Annotated in this window: 16 protein-coding genes and 4 tRNA genes; 4 read left to right on the forward strand and 16 right to left on the reverse strand. The window is 69.6% G+C overall.

Features of this window, described 5'->3' with window-relative positions; translation table 11 throughout:
- Positions 1-16 precede the first annotated feature (16 nt).
- Entirely contained in the window at positions 17-355 is a 339-nt protein-coding gene (locus ACX80J_RS13690; RefSeq protein WP_459348280.1) for a hypothetical protein, read from the forward strand.
- Between the two features lie 321 nt (positions 356-676).
- Here the strand turns inward: ACX80J_RS13690 and ACX80J_RS13695 are convergent, their stop codons facing one another.
- The 9 genes from ACX80J_RS13695 to ACX80J_RS13735 form a co-directional block, all read right to left on the reverse strand.
- Positions 677-2,803, reverse strand: a complete 2,127-nt coding sequence (locus tag ACX80J_RS13695; protein WP_459348155.1) for a 3-hydroxyacyl-CoA dehydrogenase NAD-binding domain-containing protein — start codon at positions 2,801-2,803, stop codon at positions 677-679.
- On the reverse strand, positions 2,800-4,050 hold the full coding sequence (locus ACX80J_RS13700; RefSeq protein WP_459348156.1) for a thiolase family protein: 1,251 nt from the start codon (positions 4,048-4,050) through the stop codon (positions 2,800-2,802). The genes ACX80J_RS13695 and ACX80J_RS13700 overlap by 4 nt, the downstream gene beginning before the upstream one ends.
- 104 nt (positions 4,051-4,154) lie before the next feature.
- Positions 4,155-5,462, reverse strand: coding sequence for an HRDC domain-containing protein (locus ACX80J_RS13705; protein WP_459348157.1), 1,308 nt, complete (start codon positions 5,460-5,462; stop codon positions 4,155-4,157).
- A gap of 140 nt (positions 5,463-5,602) precedes the next feature.
- On the reverse strand, positions 5,603-6,229 hold the full coding sequence (locus ACX80J_RS13710; RefSeq protein WP_459343892.1) for a DUF3000 domain-containing protein: 627 nt from the start codon (positions 6,227-6,229) through the stop codon (positions 5,603-5,605).
- Between the two features lie 82 nt (positions 6,230-6,311).
- The gene (locus tag ACX80J_RS13715) at positions 6,312-7,382 is read right to left on the reverse strand and encodes a threonine aldolase family protein (RefSeq protein ID WP_459343289.1); all 1,071 of its coding nucleotides are present in this window, start codon (positions 7,380-7,382) and stop codon (positions 6,312-6,314) included.
- 7 nt (positions 7,383-7,389) lie between these two features.
- Positions 7,390-8,097: an SDR family NAD(P)-dependent oxidoreductase gene (locus tag ACX80J_RS13720; RefSeq protein WP_459348158.1), complete on the reverse strand. Its 708-nt coding sequence runs from the start codon at positions 8,095-8,097 to the stop codon at positions 7,390-7,392.
- Positions 8,094-9,458, reverse strand: coding sequence for a DUF6421 family protein (locus ACX80J_RS13725; RefSeq protein WP_459348159.1), 1,365 nt, complete (start codon positions 9,456-9,458; stop codon positions 8,094-8,096). Before ACX80J_RS13725 ends, ACX80J_RS13720 begins: the two co-directional genes overlap by 4 nt.
- Positions 9,459-9,675: 217 nt before the next feature.
- The gene (msrB, locus tag ACX80J_RS13730; protein WP_459343286.1) at positions 9,676-10,101 is read right to left on the reverse strand and encodes a peptide-methionine (R)-S-oxide reductase MsrB; all 426 of its coding nucleotides are present in this window, start codon (positions 10,099-10,101) and stop codon (positions 9,676-9,678) included.
- A 14-nt stretch (positions 10,102-10,115) separates the two neighbouring features.
- Complete coding sequence (locus tag ACX80J_RS13735; protein ID WP_459343285.1) at positions 10,116-10,601, reverse strand: hypothetical protein; 486 nt, start codon at positions 10,599-10,601, stop codon at positions 10,116-10,118.
- A gap of 90 nt (positions 10,602-10,691) precedes the next feature.
- Here ACX80J_RS13735 and ACX80J_RS13740 point away from each other — a divergent pair, with 90 nt between their 5' ends.
- On the forward strand, positions 10,692-11,960 hold the full coding sequence (locus tag ACX80J_RS13740; RefSeq protein WP_459348160.1) for an alpha/beta hydrolase family protein: 1,269 nt from the start codon (positions 10,692-10,694) through the stop codon (positions 11,958-11,960).
- On the opposite strand, the gene ACX80J_RS13745 is transcribed toward ACX80J_RS13740, so the two are convergent.
- Both ACX80J_RS13745 and ACX80J_RS13750 read right to left on the reverse strand, forming a co-directional pair.
- Complete coding sequence (locus ACX80J_RS13745; RefSeq protein WP_459343283.1) at positions 11,944-12,384, reverse strand: SufE family protein; 441 nt, start codon at positions 12,382-12,384, stop codon at positions 11,944-11,946. The genes ACX80J_RS13740 and ACX80J_RS13745 overlap by 17 nt on opposite strands.
- Complete coding sequence (locus tag ACX80J_RS13750; RefSeq protein ID WP_459343282.1) at positions 12,381-13,298, reverse strand: sulfurtransferase; 918 nt, start codon at positions 13,296-13,298, stop codon at positions 12,381-12,383. Before ACX80J_RS13750 ends, ACX80J_RS13745 begins: the two co-directional genes overlap by 4 nt.
- Positions 13,299-13,627: 329 nt before the next feature.
- Here ACX80J_RS13750 and zapE point away from each other — a divergent pair, with 329 nt between their 5' ends.
- On the forward strand, positions 13,628-14,662 hold the full coding sequence (zapE, locus tag ACX80J_RS13755) for a cell division protein ZapE (RefSeq protein ID WP_459348161.1): 1,035 nt from the start codon (positions 13,628-13,630) through the stop codon (positions 14,660-14,662).
- A gap of 95 nt (positions 14,663-14,757) precedes the next feature.
- Here the strand turns inward: zapE and ACX80J_RS13760 are convergent, their stop codons facing one another.
- From ACX80J_RS13760 to ACX80J_RS13780, 5 genes are all read right to left on the reverse strand, one after another.
- Complete coding sequence (locus tag ACX80J_RS13760) at positions 14,758-15,009, reverse strand: antitoxin (RefSeq protein ID WP_459310793.1); 252 nt, start codon at positions 15,007-15,009, stop codon at positions 14,758-14,760.
- Positions 15,010-15,203: 194 nt separating this feature from the next.
- Positions 15,204-15,277, reverse strand: a tRNA-Gly gene (locus ACX80J_RS13765).
- Between the two features lie 29 nt (positions 15,278-15,306).
- Positions 15,307-15,378 (reverse strand) — tRNA-Val (locus tag ACX80J_RS13770).
- Between the two features lie 26 nt (positions 15,379-15,404).
- Positions 15,405-15,475: transfer RNA gene (locus ACX80J_RS13775), tRNA-Cys, on the reverse strand.
- Between the two features lie 52 nt (positions 15,476-15,527).
- A tRNA-Gly gene (locus ACX80J_RS13780) sits at positions 15,528-15,601 on the reverse strand.
- A 209-nt stretch (positions 15,602-15,810) separates the two neighbouring features.
- On the opposite strand from ACX80J_RS13780, the gene ACX80J_RS13785 reads away from it, so the two are divergent.
- On the forward strand, positions 15,811-16,686 hold the full coding sequence (locus tag ACX80J_RS13785) for a cytochrome (RefSeq protein WP_459348162.1): 876 nt from the start codon (positions 15,811-15,813) through the stop codon (positions 16,684-16,686).
- Positions 16,687-16,807: the final 121 nt, after the last annotated feature.

A 16,807-nucleotide genomic window follows, 5' to 3' on the forward strand; every position in this document is an offset into this window, starting at 1 on the left:
ACCTTTGGTACCGGGAATGGTGCTGCCCGAGACGGCACTGCCCTTGGCGGTGCGCGAAGGGGACGAGACTGCACCGCCCGAGGTGGTGCGCGAAGGGGACGAGACCGCACCGGACGGAACGGCGCTGCGCGTCGTGGAGCGCGAAGGGGACGAGACCGCACCGGACGGAACGGCGCTGCGCGTCGTGGAGCGCGAAGGGGACGAGACCGCACCGGACGGAACCGCGCTGTGCGTTGTGGAGCGCGAAGGGGACGAGACTGCACCGCCCGAGGTGGGGTGCGAAGGGGACGAGAGCGTGTGCCTGAACTCGTGTCCCTGCTTGTTGTCCATGCCCCAGTCTGTCAGCCGCCACTGACATTTTGAGAGGTGGATCATACCGTCAATGAAGGGCTCCACTGCAGGAAGTACGGCGGCATCATTCGCAGAACCCTGCGTCAACTGCTGCTCCGAGGGGCGCTTCGGTCCGGTAGGCGAGCATGCCCAGTAGCCAGTGACGAAGGGCGCGTGCCCGCGGCGTCGGGCCCTGCCCGCACATGCCAATAGTCAGTGCCGAAGGGTGGGCGAAAGTTGGTCACGAAGGGCCCCTGCCCGCACACGCCAATGGTCAGTGACGAAGGGCGCCTGAAAGTTGGTGACGAAGGGTCCCCGCCCGGGGACGCAGGGACCCTTCCGCGCGTCAGGCCCGGTGGAAGGTCTTCCCGTTGACGCGCTCGGACGCTCCGACCCGGTCTAGGTAGGGGGTGATCCCGCCGAGGTGCATCGGCCACCCCGCTCCCATGATCATGCAGAGATCGATGTCCTCGGGCGCTGCGACCACACCCTCGGCGAGCATGCGCCCGATCTCGTCCGCCAGCGCGTCCTGCGTGCGGCGCAGGACCTCGTCCGCGGACGAGGGGGTGGTCCCGCGGTCCAGCAGGGCGAGGGCGGACTCGGGAACCGCGTAGCTGCCGTCCTCCTGCTTCTCCCACAGCCCCTTGATGCCGGCGTCGATGAGCTTCTGCTGGTTCGCCGACACGTGGAAGCGGTCCCCGAAGGCCGCGTGCAGCGACTCCTGCACGTGCTGGCCGACGGGCAGGCCCACCAGCGCGAGCAGCCGGAAGGGCGTCATGGGCAGGCCCATCGGGCGCAGGGCGGTGTCGGCCGTCTCCGGGTCGGTACCCTCGTCGAAGACCGCGGTGATCTCGCCGAACATGCGTCCCAGGATGCGGTTCACCACGAAGGCGGGCGCGTCCTGGACCAGCACGGCGTTCTTCTTCAGGCCCTTCGCGAGGACGAAGGCCGTGGCCAGCACGGCGTCGTCCGTCTTGGGCGCACGCACGACCTCGAGCAGCGGCATCGCCGCCACGGGGTTGAAGAAGTGGAAGCCGACCACGCGCTCGGGGTGCAGCAGGTCCGCAGCCATCTCGGCCACGGACAGGGACGAGGTGTTCGTCGCGAGGATGCACTCGGGGGAGACCACGGCCTCGACCTCGGCGAACACCTGCTTCTTGACCGACAGTTCCTCGAAGACCGCCTCGATCACGAAATCGGCGTCGGCGAACACGTCCTTCGACACCGACCCCGAAACCAGCGCCTTCGTGCGGTTCGCGGCGTCCTGGGACAGCCGCTGCCTGGCGAGCATCTTGTCCACCTCGGCATGGACGTAGGCGACGCCCTTGTCCACCCGGGCCTGGTCGATGTCCGTCAGCACCACCGGCACCTTGAGCTGGCGGGCGAACAGGAGGGCCAGCTGGCTCGCCATGAGGCCGGCGCCGACGACGCCGACTTTCGACACGGGACGCGCGAGCTTCGCGTGCGGAGCTCCAGCCGGGCGCTTCCCGCGCTTCTGTACGAGGTCGAGGAAGGCATAGACGGTGGCATGGAACTCGGGCGTCTGCATCAGTTCGGCGAGGGCTGCGCATTCCGCCGCCGCGGATTCCTGCCGCGAGTAGGTGAGGCCGCCTTCGAGGAGATCCAGGACCCGTGAGGGTGCGGGCGCCGCATTGCTGGTCTTCGCCTCGACGAAGGCCCGGCCGGCGGCGACGGCGGCCTTCCAGTCGGCGTCGTCGTACCGTGCACGCTCGGCACGACGCTGCTGGACGGCGTCGGCGGCCTCGCCACCGGCCAGCACCTTCGCGGCCCAGAGGAGCGACTGCTCGAGGTAGTCGGCGGGCTCGAAGAGCGCGTCGGCGATGCCGAGCTCGTAGGCGGCCCTGCCGTCCAGGCTGCGATTGTTGCTCAGGGGGTTCTCGATCATGACCTTTACGGCGTTCGCGGGGCCGATGAGGCGCGGTAGGCGGTAGACGCCGCCCCAGCCCGGGACGAGTCCGATGAAGGCCTCGGGCAGGCCGATGCCGTTGGCCCCGGAGGACACGGTGCGGTAGTTGGCCGCGAGGGCTATCTCGAGGCCGCCACCCAGGGCGACACCGTTGATGAAGGCGAAACTCGGCACACCGAGGTCGGCGAGGAGGTCGTACGCTTCGTGGCCGAGTTCCGCCATGAGGCGGCCCAGGTGCTCGGACCGGACGCTCTTGACGGTGCTGAGGTCCGCGCCCGCCACCAGGAAGTAGGGCTTGCCGGTGACGCCGACGGCAGAGATCTCGCCACGCGCTGCGCGGTCCCTCAGCGCCTCGAGGGTCCGGCCGAACTCGATCAGGGTGTTCGGCCCGAGGGTGGTGGGCCGGGTGGAATCGAAATCGTTGTCCAGGGTGATGAGCGCGAGGACGCCGGCCCCGCCGGGAAGGGTGATGTCCTGGACGTAGGAGTGGGTGACGATCTCCGCGGGAACGAGCGCGGCCAGTTCGTCGTAGCGTTCGAAGCTCATGCTGCATCCTGTCCGTAGTGCTCGTGGCGGGGGTTCTCCCAGATGACGGTGGCGCCCATGCCGAGGCCGATGCACATGGTCGTCATGCCGTAGCGCACGGACGGATCCTCCTCGAACTGGCGCGCGAGCTGGTTCATCAGCCGGACGCCGGAGGACGCCAGCGGATGGCCGACGGCGATCGCGCCCCCGTACCGGTTCACCCGGGGGTCGTCGTCGTCGATGCCGAAATGGTCGAGGAAGCTCAGGACCTGCACGGCGAAGGCCTCGTTGATCTCGAACAGGCCGATGTCGGAGATGCCCAGTCCGGCCTGCCGCAGTGCCTTCTCCGTGGCCGGCACCGGACCGATGCCCATGACCTCGGGTTCGACGCCGGCGAAGGCGTAGGCCACGAGGCGCATGCGGACGGGCAGTCCCAGTTCGGCGGCGGCGTCGGCGGACGCGAGGAGGGCGGCGGTGGCGCCGTCGTTCAGGCCGGCGGCGTTGCCCGCGGTGACGCGGCCGTGCGGGCGGAAGGGCGTGCGCAGGGCGGCGAGGTCCGCCAGGGTGGTGCCGGGGCGCGGTGGCTCGTCGACCGTGTTGAGGGTCCACCCGGAGCCGGGCTTCCTGCCTGCGACGGGAACGAGGTCGGGCTGGATCTGCCCGGCCCTGTAGGCGTCGGCGAGCTTCTCCTGGCTGCGGACTGCGTAGGCGTCCGCCCGGTCCTTCGTGATGGCGGGGAAGCGGTCGTGCAGGTTCTCCGCCGTGACGCCCATGTTGAGCGCCGCGGGGTCCACGATCCGCTCCGTCTGGAAGCGCGGGTTGGGATCGGCGTCCGCGCCCATCGGGTGGTTGCCCATGTGCTCGACGCCGCCCGCGATGACGACGTCGTAGGCGCCGAAGGCGATGCCCGAGGCGGTGGTGGTCACGGCGGTCATGGCGCCGGCACACATGCGGTCGATGGCGAAGCCGGGGACCGTGCGGGGGAGTCCCGCGAGGAGGGCGGCGGTGCGGCCGATCGTCATGCCCTGATCGCCAATCTGCGTAGTGGCCGCGATGGCGACGTCGTCGATGCGTTCGGGCGGGAGGGACGGATTGCGGCGGAGGAGGTCGCGGATGCACTTCACCACGAGGTCGTCGGCGCGCATTCCCGCATAGATGCCCTTGTCGCCCGCCCTGCCGAACGGCGTGCGCACTCCGTCGACGAAGACGACGTCGCGGACGGCACGTGCTGCGCTCCGCGGAGACGCGGTCCCTGGTGCTAGGCTCACCTGTTGCTCCTCATCGAGATAGGGATCCCCCAGCGGGAGATGGATCCGCGACTATGTTACTGGTGAGTAACATAGTCGGCAAGCGGTGTGCCGGAGCCCTCCCGTCAGGCTGGGGCCGGCTCCTCACCCCGCTGCCCCTTGGCGGGCAGGGGATCGGGGTCCAGGAAGGCGACGGTGATGATCGCTGCGACCTGCTCGATCTGCCACCGGCGCGCCCCGAGCGCGGCGAGCGCCTCGGAGACGGACTCGAGCGAGATTTCGGCAGGCGGGCGCCAAGCGATCCGGCGCAGGTAGTCCGGCGTCAGCAGGTTCTCCACGGGCATGCCGAGTTTCTCCGCCCGCTGCGCGACCCGGGGGCGCGCCGTCAGGAGCCTCGCCGCTGCCTCCGGGTCCTTCTCCGGCCAGATGCGCGGCGGCGGAGGAGCGTTCGTCGAGACGTGGAGGGGCGGGAGGTCGGTGAGTTTCTTCGCCTCGCTGATGCAGCGGAGCCAGCGCGGTGCTTCCTTCTGGGCGGCCCTGCCGTGGAAACCCTTGGTGGCCAGCAGCTGCGGGACCGTGCTCGGCATCGCCTTGGCGGCCGCCACGATCGCCGAATCGGGAATCAGGCGCCCGGGTGCGACGTCGCGGCGCTGTGCGAGGTCCTCGCGCTCCAGCCACATCTGCCGCACCGCGGCGAGCTGCCGGCGGTCACGCAACTGGTGCAGCCCGGAGGTGCGGCGCCAGGGATCGACGCGGGGCTCGGCGGGAGGGGTCCGGCGGATGTGCTCGAACTCCTCCTCGGCGATCCCGAGTTTGCCGTCCTGTTCCAGGATGCCGGCGAGCTTGTCCCGCAGCTCCGTCAGGACTTCGACGTCGAGGGCTGCGTAGCGGAGCCAGGGTTCGGGCAGCGGCCGCTTGGACCAGTCCGCCGCCGAGTGCTCCTTCGCGAGGCTGAAGCCGAGCTGGGATTCGATGACGGCGGCGAGCCCTACGCGGGGAAGGCCCGCGAGGCGCGCAGCGAGCTCCGTGTCGAACAGCTTGTCCGGCCACATGCCGAGTTCCGAGAGGCAGGGCAGGTCCTGGCTGGCCGCGTGGAGGATCCACTCGACGCCGTCGAGGGCGTCGTCGATCACGCGCAGGTCGTCGAAGGGCTCGGGGTCGATGAGCCAGGTCCCGGCACCCTCGCGCCGGATCTGCACCAGGAACGCGCGCTGTCCGTAGCGGAACCCGGAGGCCCTCTCGGCGTCGACTCCTGCCGGTCCCGTTCCTGCGGCCAGTGCGGCTGCGGCACGCTCGAGGCCGGCCGGGGTGTCGATGACGAGCGGGACGCCTTCGCGGGGCTCGGTCAGGAGGGGGAGGGGAGGAGTGCCGGGATCGACGGCTGGATCGGACGCGCCGGTGCTGTCCGTCTGTTCGGAGGTGTGGGAACTCATGGTGATTTCAGTCTATCCCCGCATGAAGCCGCGCCCGGAAGCGACGGCCCGACGCACGGGACCACCCGCCCGGCAGCACGGGCCCGATACACGGGCCGGCTACCCTGGTCCGCTGCCCGTGGCCCGATACCGTGGCCCGATCAGGACCGGCGGACCGGCAGGTGCGCCACGCCGGACGGCAGGGGCGGCAGCCCGGCGAACGTGCACACCATCTCCGACCACGCCTCGAGGTGCCGTCGGACGTCCGCCGTCGCAGGCGTCCAGGATGCCCTCAGTTCGATGTCGATCGTGTCGCCGCGGTCCTCGAGCGTCCCGTAGCTCTCGGACAGGATCCTCGTGGCCGTGCCGCCCGTGCTGTGGTGCCGTGCGCCATGGTTGTCGAGGGCCTCCACGAGCCAGGTCCAGGCGACCGAGCCGAGGAGGACATCGTTGCCCATGTCCGGTTCGAGCTGGGCACGGATGTACGTGACGATGCGGAAGCGGCCGTTCCAGACCTTCGACCCGTCGGGATCGTAGAGGAGGATGAACCGCCCCGTGGCGAGTTCCGCCGGCTCGGGCGGAAGGATGAGGTTCCGTGCCGGCCCGTGGAGCGGCGGGGGTGCGACGGGCGTTGCCTCGACGACCTCGGTGCCGAGAGCTACGGCGAAGGGCGCGAGCCGTGAGGGTGCCGGTATCTCCTCGAGGCGGATCTCGCTGCGACGGGCCGCCTTACGGAGGCCGGAGAGGGCGTCGAGGAATTCCGCAGGAAGCTGCGATACGCCGCCGATTGCACTCACTCCCGCAGGCTATGCCCTGCGGGAGCGAGTTCGACGGCGGCGCGCCGGGCACGGCGCAGGCACGGAGGGTGGATCAGGCGGACACTTCCCGGCGGATCGCGTCGAGGAAGGCGTCGACGTCCTCTTCCGTGGTGTCGAACGAGCACATCCAGCGCACCTCGCCGGTCGCCTGGTCCCAGTCGTAGAAGCGGAAGCTCTCCCGGATGCGATCGGCGGCCCCCGGCGGGAGGATGGCGAAGACCGCGTTGGCGGTGGTCTCCTGCGTGAGGGTGACGCCCTGGATGCCCCGGGCGCCCTCGGTGAGGCGGGCGGCCATGGCGTTCGCGTGCGACGCCGAGCGGAGCCAGAGATCCCCCTCCAGCAGGGCTATGAGCTGCGCGGAGACGAAGCGCATCTTCGAGGCGAGCTGCATGTTGAGCTTGCGCAGGTAGTCGAGCCCGGTGGACGCCTCCTGGTTCAGCACGACGATGCACTCGCCGAACATGAGGCCGTTCTTGGTGCCGCCGAAGGACAGGATGTCCACCCCTGCGTCACGCGTGAAGGCCCGCAGGGGCTGCCCGAGCGCCGCGGCGGCGTTCGCGAGCCGCGCTCCGTCCATGTGCACGCGCATGCCACGGGCGTGGCAGTGGTCGGCGATGGCCTTGATCTCGGCCACCGAGTACAGCGTGCCGAGCTCCGTGGTCTGCGTGATCGAGACGGCCAGGGGCTGCGCGCGGTGCTGGTCCCCCCAGCCCCAGGCCTCCCGGTCGATCAGAGCGGGCGTCAGCTTGCCGTCCGGCGTGGGCACCGTCAGCAGCTTGATGCCGCCCACCCGCTCCGGTGCCGCGTTCTCGTCCACGTTGATGTGGGCCGTCTGGGGGCAGACGACCGCTCCCCAGCGGGGGAGGATCGACTGCAGCGATAGGACGTTGGCGCCGGTGCCGTTGAAGACGGGGTAGATGGAGATCCCCTCGCCGAAGTGGTGCTCCATCACCTCCTGCAGCCGGGCCGTGTACTGGTCCTCCCCGTAGGCGACCTGGTGCCCCTCGTTGGCGGCGGCGAGGGCCGTGAGGACTTCGGGGTGCACGCCCGAGTAGTTGTCGGACGCGAAGCTGCGCCGGGTCCGGTCGTGCAGGGATGCGGGTGAGGTCAGGGTGTCGGTCACTGTCCCATTATCCCCGAACCGCATCGATGCGGGCCCCGTTGGCCTCGGCGGCCGGCGACTCGAGCAGCGACGCCAGGATGGCGGCGAGCTCGTCGACGTGCGTGTAGCCCGGAAACGTCCGTTCGGGGTGCTGCTCCCGCATCGTGTCGTCGAGGAGCGCCTTCACGACGACGGCGGTGGCGGCGGCCGTGGCGCCGTCGCGCGCGAAGCCGTCGGCCACGGCCTGGAGCCATGCATCGACGGAGGCCTTCACCGCCGCGTACGAGGCGTTGGCTGCCGTCGGTTTCTCCACCGCCGTCGCGGACACGGCGGCGAGCCGCCCGCCGCGCTCGGCCAGCTGGTCGTAGAACGCCCTGCTCGTGTTGAACAGGGTGAGGAAGACCGAGCGGTGGAGGACCTCGTAGTCCGCCGTCGACTGCGTCGTGATGCCCCTGCCGCCCCGCCAGCCACCGACGAGGTGGAACAGGGCGTCCGCCCCGCCCTGGCCGGTACGCACGCGGTCCGCGAGGGCGCCGACCGCGGCCTCGTCCGTGAGGTCGCACACCTCGCGGACGACGCCGTCGACCCCGGCGAAGGCCGCGTCGAGGCGACCCCCGTCGGAGCCGACGGCGACGACGGTGAGTCCGTCCGCGACCAGCCGCCGGGTGAGGGCGATTCCGGATGCGCTCGTGGCACCCGCTACGACGGCGGTACGGCCGCCGGGAGCGTCGGTCATGCCGCGTCCGCCGTGATGCCCGCGGTGGACTCGATGACCGGCTTCATCTTGCGGTCGAGCGCCTCGAAGAACATCGAGAGGGGGAACTCGTCGTCGAGCACCGCGTCCGTGAGGGCGCGGGGCGGGCCCAGGAGCTCGAGGGCCTCGGGGCCCTTCGCCCAGACCGACGCCGGGTGCGGGGTGACCGTGGCGGAGACCAGGTCGTAGGCGGCGAGCCAGTGCGCGATCTTCGGACGGTCGATGGAGCGCCAGTACAGCTGCTCGATCTGCTCGCCCAGGGCGACGACGACGTCGGCGGCCTCGTCCCAGTCGATGGTCAGCTTGGTGTCGGTCCAGTGGAGGACCCGGTGCTGGTGCATCCAGGCGAACAGGAGCTGTCCGCCGAGGCCGTCGTAGTTGCGCACCCGGCTGCCCGTGATGCTGAAGCGGAAGATGCGGTCGAAGATGACGGCGTACTGCACGAGCCGAGCGTGCTTCCGCGCTTCGGGAGAGGCGTCCTCGTCCTTCTCGATCCGGACGCTCTCACGGAACGCGGTGAGGTCGCAGCGCAGTTCCTCCAGCGAGTAGAGGAAGAACGGCATGCGCTGCTTGATCATGAACGGATCGAAGGGGAGGTCTCCGCGCATGTGCGTGCGGTCGTGGATGAGGTCCCACATCACGAACGTCTCCTCGGTGAGTTTCTGGTCGTCGAGGAGCTCCAGCGCGTCATCGGGCAGTTCCAGGCGGGTGATGTCCGCGGCGGCCCGGACCACGCGGCGGAACCGGGCCGCCTCGCGGTCCGCGAAGATGGCTCCCCAGGTGAAGGTCGGCGTCTCGCTGACGGCGACGGTCTCGGGGAAGAGCACCGCGGAGTTGGTGTTGTACCCCTCGGTGAAGTCGAGGAACCGGATGGGGACGAACAGTGCGTTCGAGTACTCGCCGGCCTCGAGCTCGGCGATGAACTCGGGCCAGAGCACTTCGATGAGCACGGCCTCGACGAGCCGGCTGGTGCTGCCGTTCTGCGTGTACATCGGGAAGACGACGAGGTGCTGGAGCCCGTCGATCCGGTCCTGCTGCGGCTGGAAGGCGAGCAGGGGCTCGAGGAAGTCGGGGACGGCGAAACCGCTCGCCTGCCATGCCTCGAAGGCGGCGACGGTGCGGCGGAGGTACTCGGCGTCGTGGGGGAACAGGGGCGCGAGCTCCTCGACGGCCGCCACGATGGCCGCCGTCAGGTCCGCAGCGGCGGCGTGGTGCCCGGGCTCGGGGATGGAACCGTCCTTGACCTGCAGCAGCCGGAGTTCCTCGGCTGCGGCCTTCAGGGAGTGCCAGGCGGCGGTCTCCTGGGGGACGGATACTACCTGCGCGAGGGGCGTGACGGTCATGACTTCTGCTTTCTGTCGTGCGGACGGTCGTTCTGACGCGAGCGTAGCAACAAGAACAGCATTCCTTACCAGTTGACCGAGCAACGTACAGAAAATCTTATGCTCGACAGCATGCGTTCCGGGGGAAGAACCAGAGCGGCTTCATACGCCGGGCAGGCGACAGGCCGGCTCCGAGGAGCCGGCCTGTCGGGTAGTCCCTTGATCCTGCGGGGAGGACCTACTCCGCCGCCACCAGCTTCATCGAGATCGAGTTGATGCAGAACCGCTGGTCGGTGGGGGTGTCGAAGCCCTCTCCCTTGAACAGGTGCCCGAGGTGCGAGTCGCAGCGGGCGCACCGCACCTCGATGCGCTCCATGCCCAGGGACCGGTCATGCAGGTACCGCACCTTGTCCTCGGCCAGCGGCGCCCAGAAGGAGGGCCACCCGCAGTGCGAGTCGAACTTCTCGTTGCTGGTGAAGAGCTCGGCGCCGCAGGCGCGGCACTCGTAGGTGCCCGCCGTCTTCGCGTCGTAGTACTCCCCGGTGTAGGGGCGTTCCGTGCCCGCCTTGCGCAGGACCTGGAACTCCTGCGGTGTCAGTTCCTGGCGCCACTCGGCGTCGGACTTCTCGATTTCGGGCCGGTAGGCATCGTGTTCGGTAGTCATACTGGCTCCAACGCCTACGAGTCGCCAATAAATCCCGAGCCGGAGTACAGGTGCAGCACGGCGATGCCAAGCTTGTCCTGTGCCTTGTTGGCCCAGTCGGTGTGGAACGTATCGGCCATGGCATGCGGCCGGGTGATGACCACGGCCTGCTCGGCTCCACTGTCCGCGGCTTCCTGCACCAGGGCGTCGACCGGGTTCCCCGTCGTCGTCCTCCCGCGTGCAGCGAATCCCTCCGCCGTGAGGAGCTGCAGGGATTCGGCCAGGGCGGTGCGGGCGGTGGCCTCGTCGTGGCGGCGGTCGTCGGACGAGAACGTCCGGAAGGCCTCGCCGACCTCGAGCAGGCTCAGGTGGCGGAAGAACTCGCCCAGGACGGACTCGTGGCGGTCCTCGGGGATCAGCACGACGACGTCCGCGGGCTCCTCGCCCTGCAGTGTCCGCAGGTTGCGAAGATCGGCGTGGGTGAGGACTTCCTCGGTCAGCACCAGGATTGTTTGGGTCATGGCGCCACTGTACTGCCCGATCCCGGGGCACCACGCCGGGGTTGTGCAACGAATCGACGGCGCTTGGAGGGGCAGGGTAGAAATGGAGCTATGGCATCGACGAGGTCAACGGCCGCGGCGCAGCGGACCACCGCTCCCTGGCTCAAATGGACGGCGCTGGGGGTGGGGGCGGGAGCAGCCCTCGCGTCCTCTGCAGCCGGGGCGGTCTCGGGACTCGCCGTCTACTTCGCGCGGCAGATCGTGACACCCGCGCGCAGCCGGGACGAGAACCTGGACATCCTCGCCGTCGTCGGCCCCGCCGGCCGGCAGACCGTGATCCTGCCCGCGAACGACGACACCACGGTCGAGGGCACGTACAGCCTCCACTTCACCCGGGGGACCGGTCACGCCCGCATCGGGGGGATCCGCTCGTACGTGCCGCGCGAAGGCACGGTGGAACGCGTCGTGGAGAAGGTCTACGCCGGCGACCTCGCCGCCGCCACGCGCGGCTGGTGGGGCGGCGCCGTCTACCCCTCGCCGGCGGCGATGGGCTTCGCCGACGAGGAGGTGCTCATCCCGGTCGAGGGCGGTTCCGCCCCCGCTTGGCTCGTCCGCGCAGAGGCACCCGCCCGCACGTGGGCGATCATGGTGCACGGCCGCGGGGCCTCGCGTGCGGAGGCGCTGCGCGCGCTCGGACCGGCGCGTCGCCTCGGACTGACCAGCCTGGTCCTGTCCTACCGGAACGACGGCGAAGCGCCGTCGGCGCCCGACGGCCGCTACGGACTCGGTATGACGGAATGGCACGACGTCGACGCCGCCATCGATTTCGCCGCCTCCCACGGAGCCCGCGACGTCGTCCTCTTCGGCTGGTCCATGGGAGGCGCGATCGTCCTGCAGACGGCGGACCTCTCGCGCCACCGGCAGCGGATCAGCGCACTGGTGCTCGACGGCCCCGTCATCAACTGGATCGAAGTCCTGGCGCACCATGCGGAACTGAACCGGATCCCGGCTCCCGTGGGACGACTCGGACAGTACCTGCTCGCAAGCCGGCGGGCCCGGAGGATCACGGGACTGGCCGCGCCGCTGGACCTCAAGAGCATGGACTGGATCGCTCGTGCGGAGCAGCTGACCCTGCCGACGCTCGTCCTGCACAGCGAGGACGACGAGTTCGTGCCCATCGGCCCCTCTGCCGAACTGGCCGCCAGGAACCCGGCCTTCGTCACCCTGGAGCGGTTCCACCGCGCCCGCCACACGAAGGAGTGGAACGTGGACCCGGAGCGGTGGGAGACCGTGGTCGAACGCTGGCTCGGCGGGCGGCTGTTCGGGCGGACGCTTCCCGGCGGGAAGGCGCCCGACCCGAAGGCTACTGCGCTTCCCTGATCTTCCGCTTGATCCGCCCCAGCATCGCGGCCATGCCGCGCATCCGCAGCGGGGTGATGGCCCGGGTGAGCCCGAGCCGGTCGGGCACGTCGTCCGGGACGGCAAGGAGCTCCTCGGCGGGCAAGCCGTCGAGTCCCTCGAGGAGCACCCCGGCGAACCCGCGCGTCGTGGGCGCCTCGGGCGGCGCCGAGAAGAACAGGTGGACCGGTCGCTCCGGTTCGTCGCCGATCTCCATGGTCAGGAAGAGCGGGCTCTGGCACTCGACCACCTGCTCCAGGAGCTCGGGGTGGTTGCCGTACCGCTCGGGGAGGTCCGGGAGTTCCCGGGAGAAGTCGAGCAGCAGCTGGAGTCGGTCGGGCTCCGTCAGGTCCTGGAAGTCGTCGATGATCTCGGCGAGCTTCGCCGGGACGGCGCCGCCGGTCATCGCGCGGCCCGTGCCGCTGCCGCGGGTACCTCGCCGGGCTCGCTGCCCCGGACGATCGGCACGCGCACGGCGTTGCCCCACTCGGTCCACGACCCGTCGTAGTTCCGCACGTTCCCGAACCCGAGCAGGTGCGTCAGGACGAACCACGTGTGGCTCGAGCGCTCGCCGATGCGGCAGTAGGCGACGACGTCGTCCCCCTCCTGCAGTCCGGCCTCGTCCCGGTAGATGGCGTCGAGTTCCGCGCGGGTGCGGAACGTCCCGTCCTCCGCGGCGGCGCGGGCCCAGGGGACGGACACCGCGGTGGGGATGTGCCCGCCCCGCAGTGCGCCCTCTTCGGGGTAGGCGGGCATGGTGGTGCGGGCACCGGTGTACTCGTCACCGGACCGCACGTCGATGAGGGGCTTGCCCAGGTGCTCCAGCACATCGCCGAGGAAGGCACGCACGGGGGCGTCGTTGCGCTCGACGACGGGGTAGTCGCTTGCGGTGATCTCGGGCTTGTCGGTGGTCATCGGCCTGCCCTCGGCCACCCACTTGTCCCGGCCGCCGTCGAGGAGGCGGACGTCCTCGTGCCCGAACAGCGTGAAGACCCAGAGGGTGTACGCGGCCCACCAGTTGCTCTTGTCGCCGTAGATGACGACCGTGGAGTCGCGGGAGATGCCCTTCGCGGCCATGAGCCGGGCGAAGCCCTCCCCGTCGATGTAGTCCCTCGACACCTCGTCGTTGAGCTCGGTGTGCCAGTCGATCTTGACGGAGCCGGGGATGTGGCCCGTCTCGTACAGCAGGACGTCCTCGTCCGATTCGACGACGACGAGGCCTTCGGCGCCCTGGTTCGCCACGAGCCAGTCGGTGGAGACCAGCCGCTCGGGGTGGGCGTACTCGGAGAACTTGTCCTGCGGATCTGCTGCCAGGGTCATGGGGGCCTTTCGCGTAGCTGTCTGCACCGCGGTCTGTGCCCGCGGTGCGCGTCCTTCCACCTAGCCTAACCACGCGCTGCGGCAATTACTTCCGGGGCTGCAGCGGAGGGCGACGCAGCGCGCAGGGCAGGCGGAACGTACCGGGGAGGCATCGGGAACGTCACCGGAGACGGCGTCGGGACCAGCACCGGGAACGGTGCCGGAGCGTCCGGTCAAGGAGGGGCGGGCGCGGATCATCCGGGAGGGCGTGCTCCGGTTTGACGTATTCTTGCCTAGCGAAGCGGCCGCCCGTGGGCCGCCCCCCTGCCGGAAATAGAAAGCGGTCCCCAGTGCCAGCCATCGAACACCTGACAGAGCGATCGCCCAAGGTCTCCGTCAACGAGTTGCTGGGCGGGTTCTACCCATCGCCCCGCTTCGGGGAGGTGTCCTTCGACACCTACCGTCCGGATCCCCAGCAGCCGTCCCAGTCGGCGGCCGTCTCCAAGCTCCGCGAGTTCGCCACCTCCGTCAACGAGCCCGAGCCGTCGGGGTTCCGCAAGCTGTTCGGCGGCGGGAAGAAGGCCACGACGCGGGCGGGGATCTACCTCGACGGCGGATTCGGCGTCGGCAAGACCCACCTGCTCGCCTCGCTGTGGCATGCGTCCTCGGGGAAAAAGGCCTTCGGGACGTTCGTCGAGTACACGAACCTCGTGGGTGCGCTGAGCTTCCGCAAGACCGTCGACGCCCTGAGCAGCTACAGCCTCGTGTGCATCGACGAGTTCGAGCTCGACGATCCGGGGGACACCGTGCTGATGTCCCGCCTGATGAGGGAACTGGCCGACGCCGGCGTCAAGCTCGCCGCGACGTCGAACACCCTCCCCGGGTCCCTGGGTGACGGGCGCTTCGCCGCGGAGGACTTCCAGCGGGAGATCCAGGTTCTCGCGGACCAGTTCGAGGTGGCACGGATCGACGGCGAGGACTACCGGCACCGCGGGCTCCCGCAGGCTCCGGACGCGCTCGACGACGCCGCCCTGCAGGAGCGGATCTCCTCCTACTCCGGCGGCGTCCTCGCGGAGGACGACTTCGGGGACCTCATCCGGCACCTCGCCGACGTGCACCCGAGCCGCTACCGGCAGCTCCTCGACGGCATCGACGCCGTCGCATGGCACAACGTGGAGACCATCACCGAGCAGGCCGTGGCCCTGCGCTTCGTGGTCCTGGCCGACAGGCTGTACGACCGGGACGTGCCGATCATGGCGAGCGGGACCACCTTCGACCACCTCTTCACGGAGGAGATGATGGGTGGGGGCTACATGAAGAAGTACTACCGCGCGGTCTCCCGCCTCACGGCCCTGGCGCGCCAGGGGAGCGAGGTGGCGTCCTAGCTGTCCTGCAGGAGGACCGACGGACCCCGCAGACGCGAGAAGCGCCGGTGCCGCCTCTCGGCGGGACCGGCGCTTCCTTATTGCCGGGCTGGGAATTACACGGCCGGCGGGGAGGTAGGGCCGACGTCGCCCTTGCCGTCCTTCTTGTCGATCCTGTCGACCATCTCCGAAGCCTTCGCCTGCACTCCGGTGATGTGATGTGAGTACTTGCCATGGGTCCTGCTGTCGACGAAGCCGCCAGCCTTTCCGATGCCGTTCTTCACCTTGTCGGAATTATCGCCAATGAGTTCGGTCGCCTTACCCGCGAGGGTGCCGGCCTTGCCCTTGAGCCCATCCAATAAACCCACGGACACCTCCTTTCGGTCGTGGAAACGCAGTCCGTTTCCGCACCATGGATCTTAGGGCACGGCGCTGGGGATGTCCCCCGAGAAGGGGCAGAAGGGCGGCGGGTACGCGCAGGGCATAAAACAGGGCATGAAACGGGGCACAAAAAATGCCCGGTCCTCGCCAGGACCGGGCAACGGCCGACGACCGGCCTGAGAGCGGACGACGGGATTCGAACCCGCGACATCCACCTTGGCAAGGTGGTGCTCTAGCCAGCTGAGCTACGTCCGCAAAAAAGCGCCCCCGAGGGGGCGCCGTAGTGGGCGATACTGGGATCGAACCAGTGACCTCTTCCGTGTCAGGGAAGCGCGCTACCGCTGCGCCAATCGCCCATTTTCATGGTGCTCGTACCGTAACGAGGTGGGGACGGGATTCGAACCCGCGTATACGGCTTTGCAGGCCGCTGCCTCGCCTCTCGGCCACCCCACCATGACCGGATGGCTCCGGTCACCGGACTGATCCGGCTTTACAGTGACTTGCGAGCGGACGACGGGATTCGAACCCGCGACATCCACCTTGGCAAGGTGGTGCTCTAGCCAGCTGAGCTACGTCCGCAGAAGGAAAAAACACCCGAGATTCCCGTTCGATGCCGTGCATTTCGCGGTGTTTCTTCGTTTTCCAACGAGAAAAAACTCTATAGGACGTTTGGAGGTTCGTCCAATCGGCGTCGGCCCGCCGTGTCCGGCCGGGGTGTCCTGGGACATCTGCACCCTGTCTGGCCGCGGTGTCCTGGACCTGTCAGAGGCACCTGAGAGACTGGAATCATGACCGCCCCGCTCCTGGCACATGCCACACCCCACGGCAGGATGTACGCCCGTTCCACCGCGGACCAGCCATCCGTCCCGTCCATCACCACCGTCATCTCGCAGCTGCCCAGCTCCCTCGGCGGCTGGTTCGGCCACATGGCCGCCAGTGCGCTGTCACGGGACCCGCGCCTTCCCGGCGCGCTGTCGAATCCGACGGAGCTCAGGACGGCGGTCAAGGAGGCCGCCGCGGCAGCCGAACGCTATCGGGACGACGCCGCCCAGCGGGGCACGCGCGTGCACCACTACTGCGAGCAGGTAGCCCTGCGGGCGCTCGGCCGCCCCGAGGAGCTCGACGCCGCACGGCTGGTGCTGGAGGAGAACGGCGAGGGGGGCTTCGCGCAGCGGTTCGACGAGTGGTGGGAGCTGTACGACGTCCGTCCCGTCGAACCGGAGCTGACCGTGTGGAACACGGAACTTGGCTACGCGGGGACGCTGGACCTCGTGGCCACGATCGGCGGGAGGACGTGCCTCATCGACTACAAGACCAAGAACACCGACAGGGACGGCTTCGTGAAGGCCCTCGACGACAAGGTGGTCATGCAGCTGGTCGCGGGGATGAAGGCGGAGGAATCGCTCGTGGATCCCCAGAAGGGCGAATGGCGCCCCTGGGCGCACGGGGACCAGCCGCTCCTGCTCGGGGTCGCGGTGGGACAGACCGAGGTGCGGGCCATGCGGGCCAACCCGGCCGTGCTGCGCAATCACTGGTTGCGGTTCTGCGCCCTGCGGCGGGCGTGGGAGGCAGGGCTGGACGCCGAGGAGGCCGGGCGGGCCCTGCTGCCGATCGGGCCCCCGCCCGGCAAGGTCGCCCCGACCGTGTCCGCACTGCCCGCCTGAGGTCGGCCGCGCTTCCGGGCGGGGGTTCTGGCGCGGGGCTTGGTCACCGGGTTCTGGCGCGGGTCGCGTTCCCGAGTCGGTTCCTGCCCGGCGCGCCATCCAGCGGCACTAGGATTGATGC

Source organism: Arthrobacter rhamnosi, assembly GCF_054510975.1.

Excerpts from the sequence above, each read along its gene's own strand:
- ACX80J_RS13690 (WP_459348280.1), top strand. The coding sequence starts at position 17 with ATGGTGCTGCCCGAGACGGCACTGCCCTTGGCGGTGCGCGAAGGGGAC.
- ACX80J_RS13695 (WP_459348155.1), bottom strand. The coding sequence starts at position 2,803 with ATGAGCTTCGAACGCTACGACGAACTGGCCGCGCTCGTTCCCGCGGAG.
- ACX80J_RS13705 (WP_459348157.1), bottom strand. The coding sequence starts at position 5,462 with ATGAGTTCCCACACCTCCGAACAGACGGACAGCACCGGCGCGTCCGAT.
- ACX80J_RS13720 (WP_459348158.1), bottom strand. The coding sequence starts at position 8,097 with ATGACCGACGCTCCCGGCGGCCGTACCGCCGTCGTAGCGGGTGCCACG.
- ACX80J_RS13725 (WP_459348159.1), bottom strand. The coding sequence starts at position 9,458 with ATGACCGTCACGCCCCTCGCGCAGGTAGTATCCGTCCCCCAGGAGACC.
- msrB (WP_459343286.1), bottom strand. The coding sequence starts at position 10,101 with ATGACTACCGAACACGATGCCTACCGGCCCGAAATCGAGAAGTCCGAC.
- ACX80J_RS13735 (WP_459343285.1), bottom strand. The coding sequence starts at position 10,601 with ATGACCCAAACAATCCTGGTGCTGACCGAGGAAGTCCTCACCCACGCC.
- ACX80J_RS13740 (WP_459348160.1), top strand. The coding sequence starts at position 10,692 with ATGGCATCGACGAGGTCAACGGCCGCGGCGCAGCGGACCACCGCTCCC.
- ACX80J_RS13745 (WP_459343283.1), bottom strand. The coding sequence starts at position 12,384 with ATGACCGGCGGCGCCGTCCCGGCGAAGCTCGCCGAGATCATCGACGAC.
- ACX80J_RS13750 (WP_459343282.1), bottom strand. The coding sequence starts at position 13,298 with ATGACCCTGGCAGCAGATCCGCAGGACAAGTTCTCCGAGTACGCCCAC.
- ACX80J_RS13785 (WP_459348162.1), top strand. The coding sequence starts at position 15,811 with ATGACCGCCCCGCTCCTGGCACATGCCACACCCCACGGCAGGATGTAC.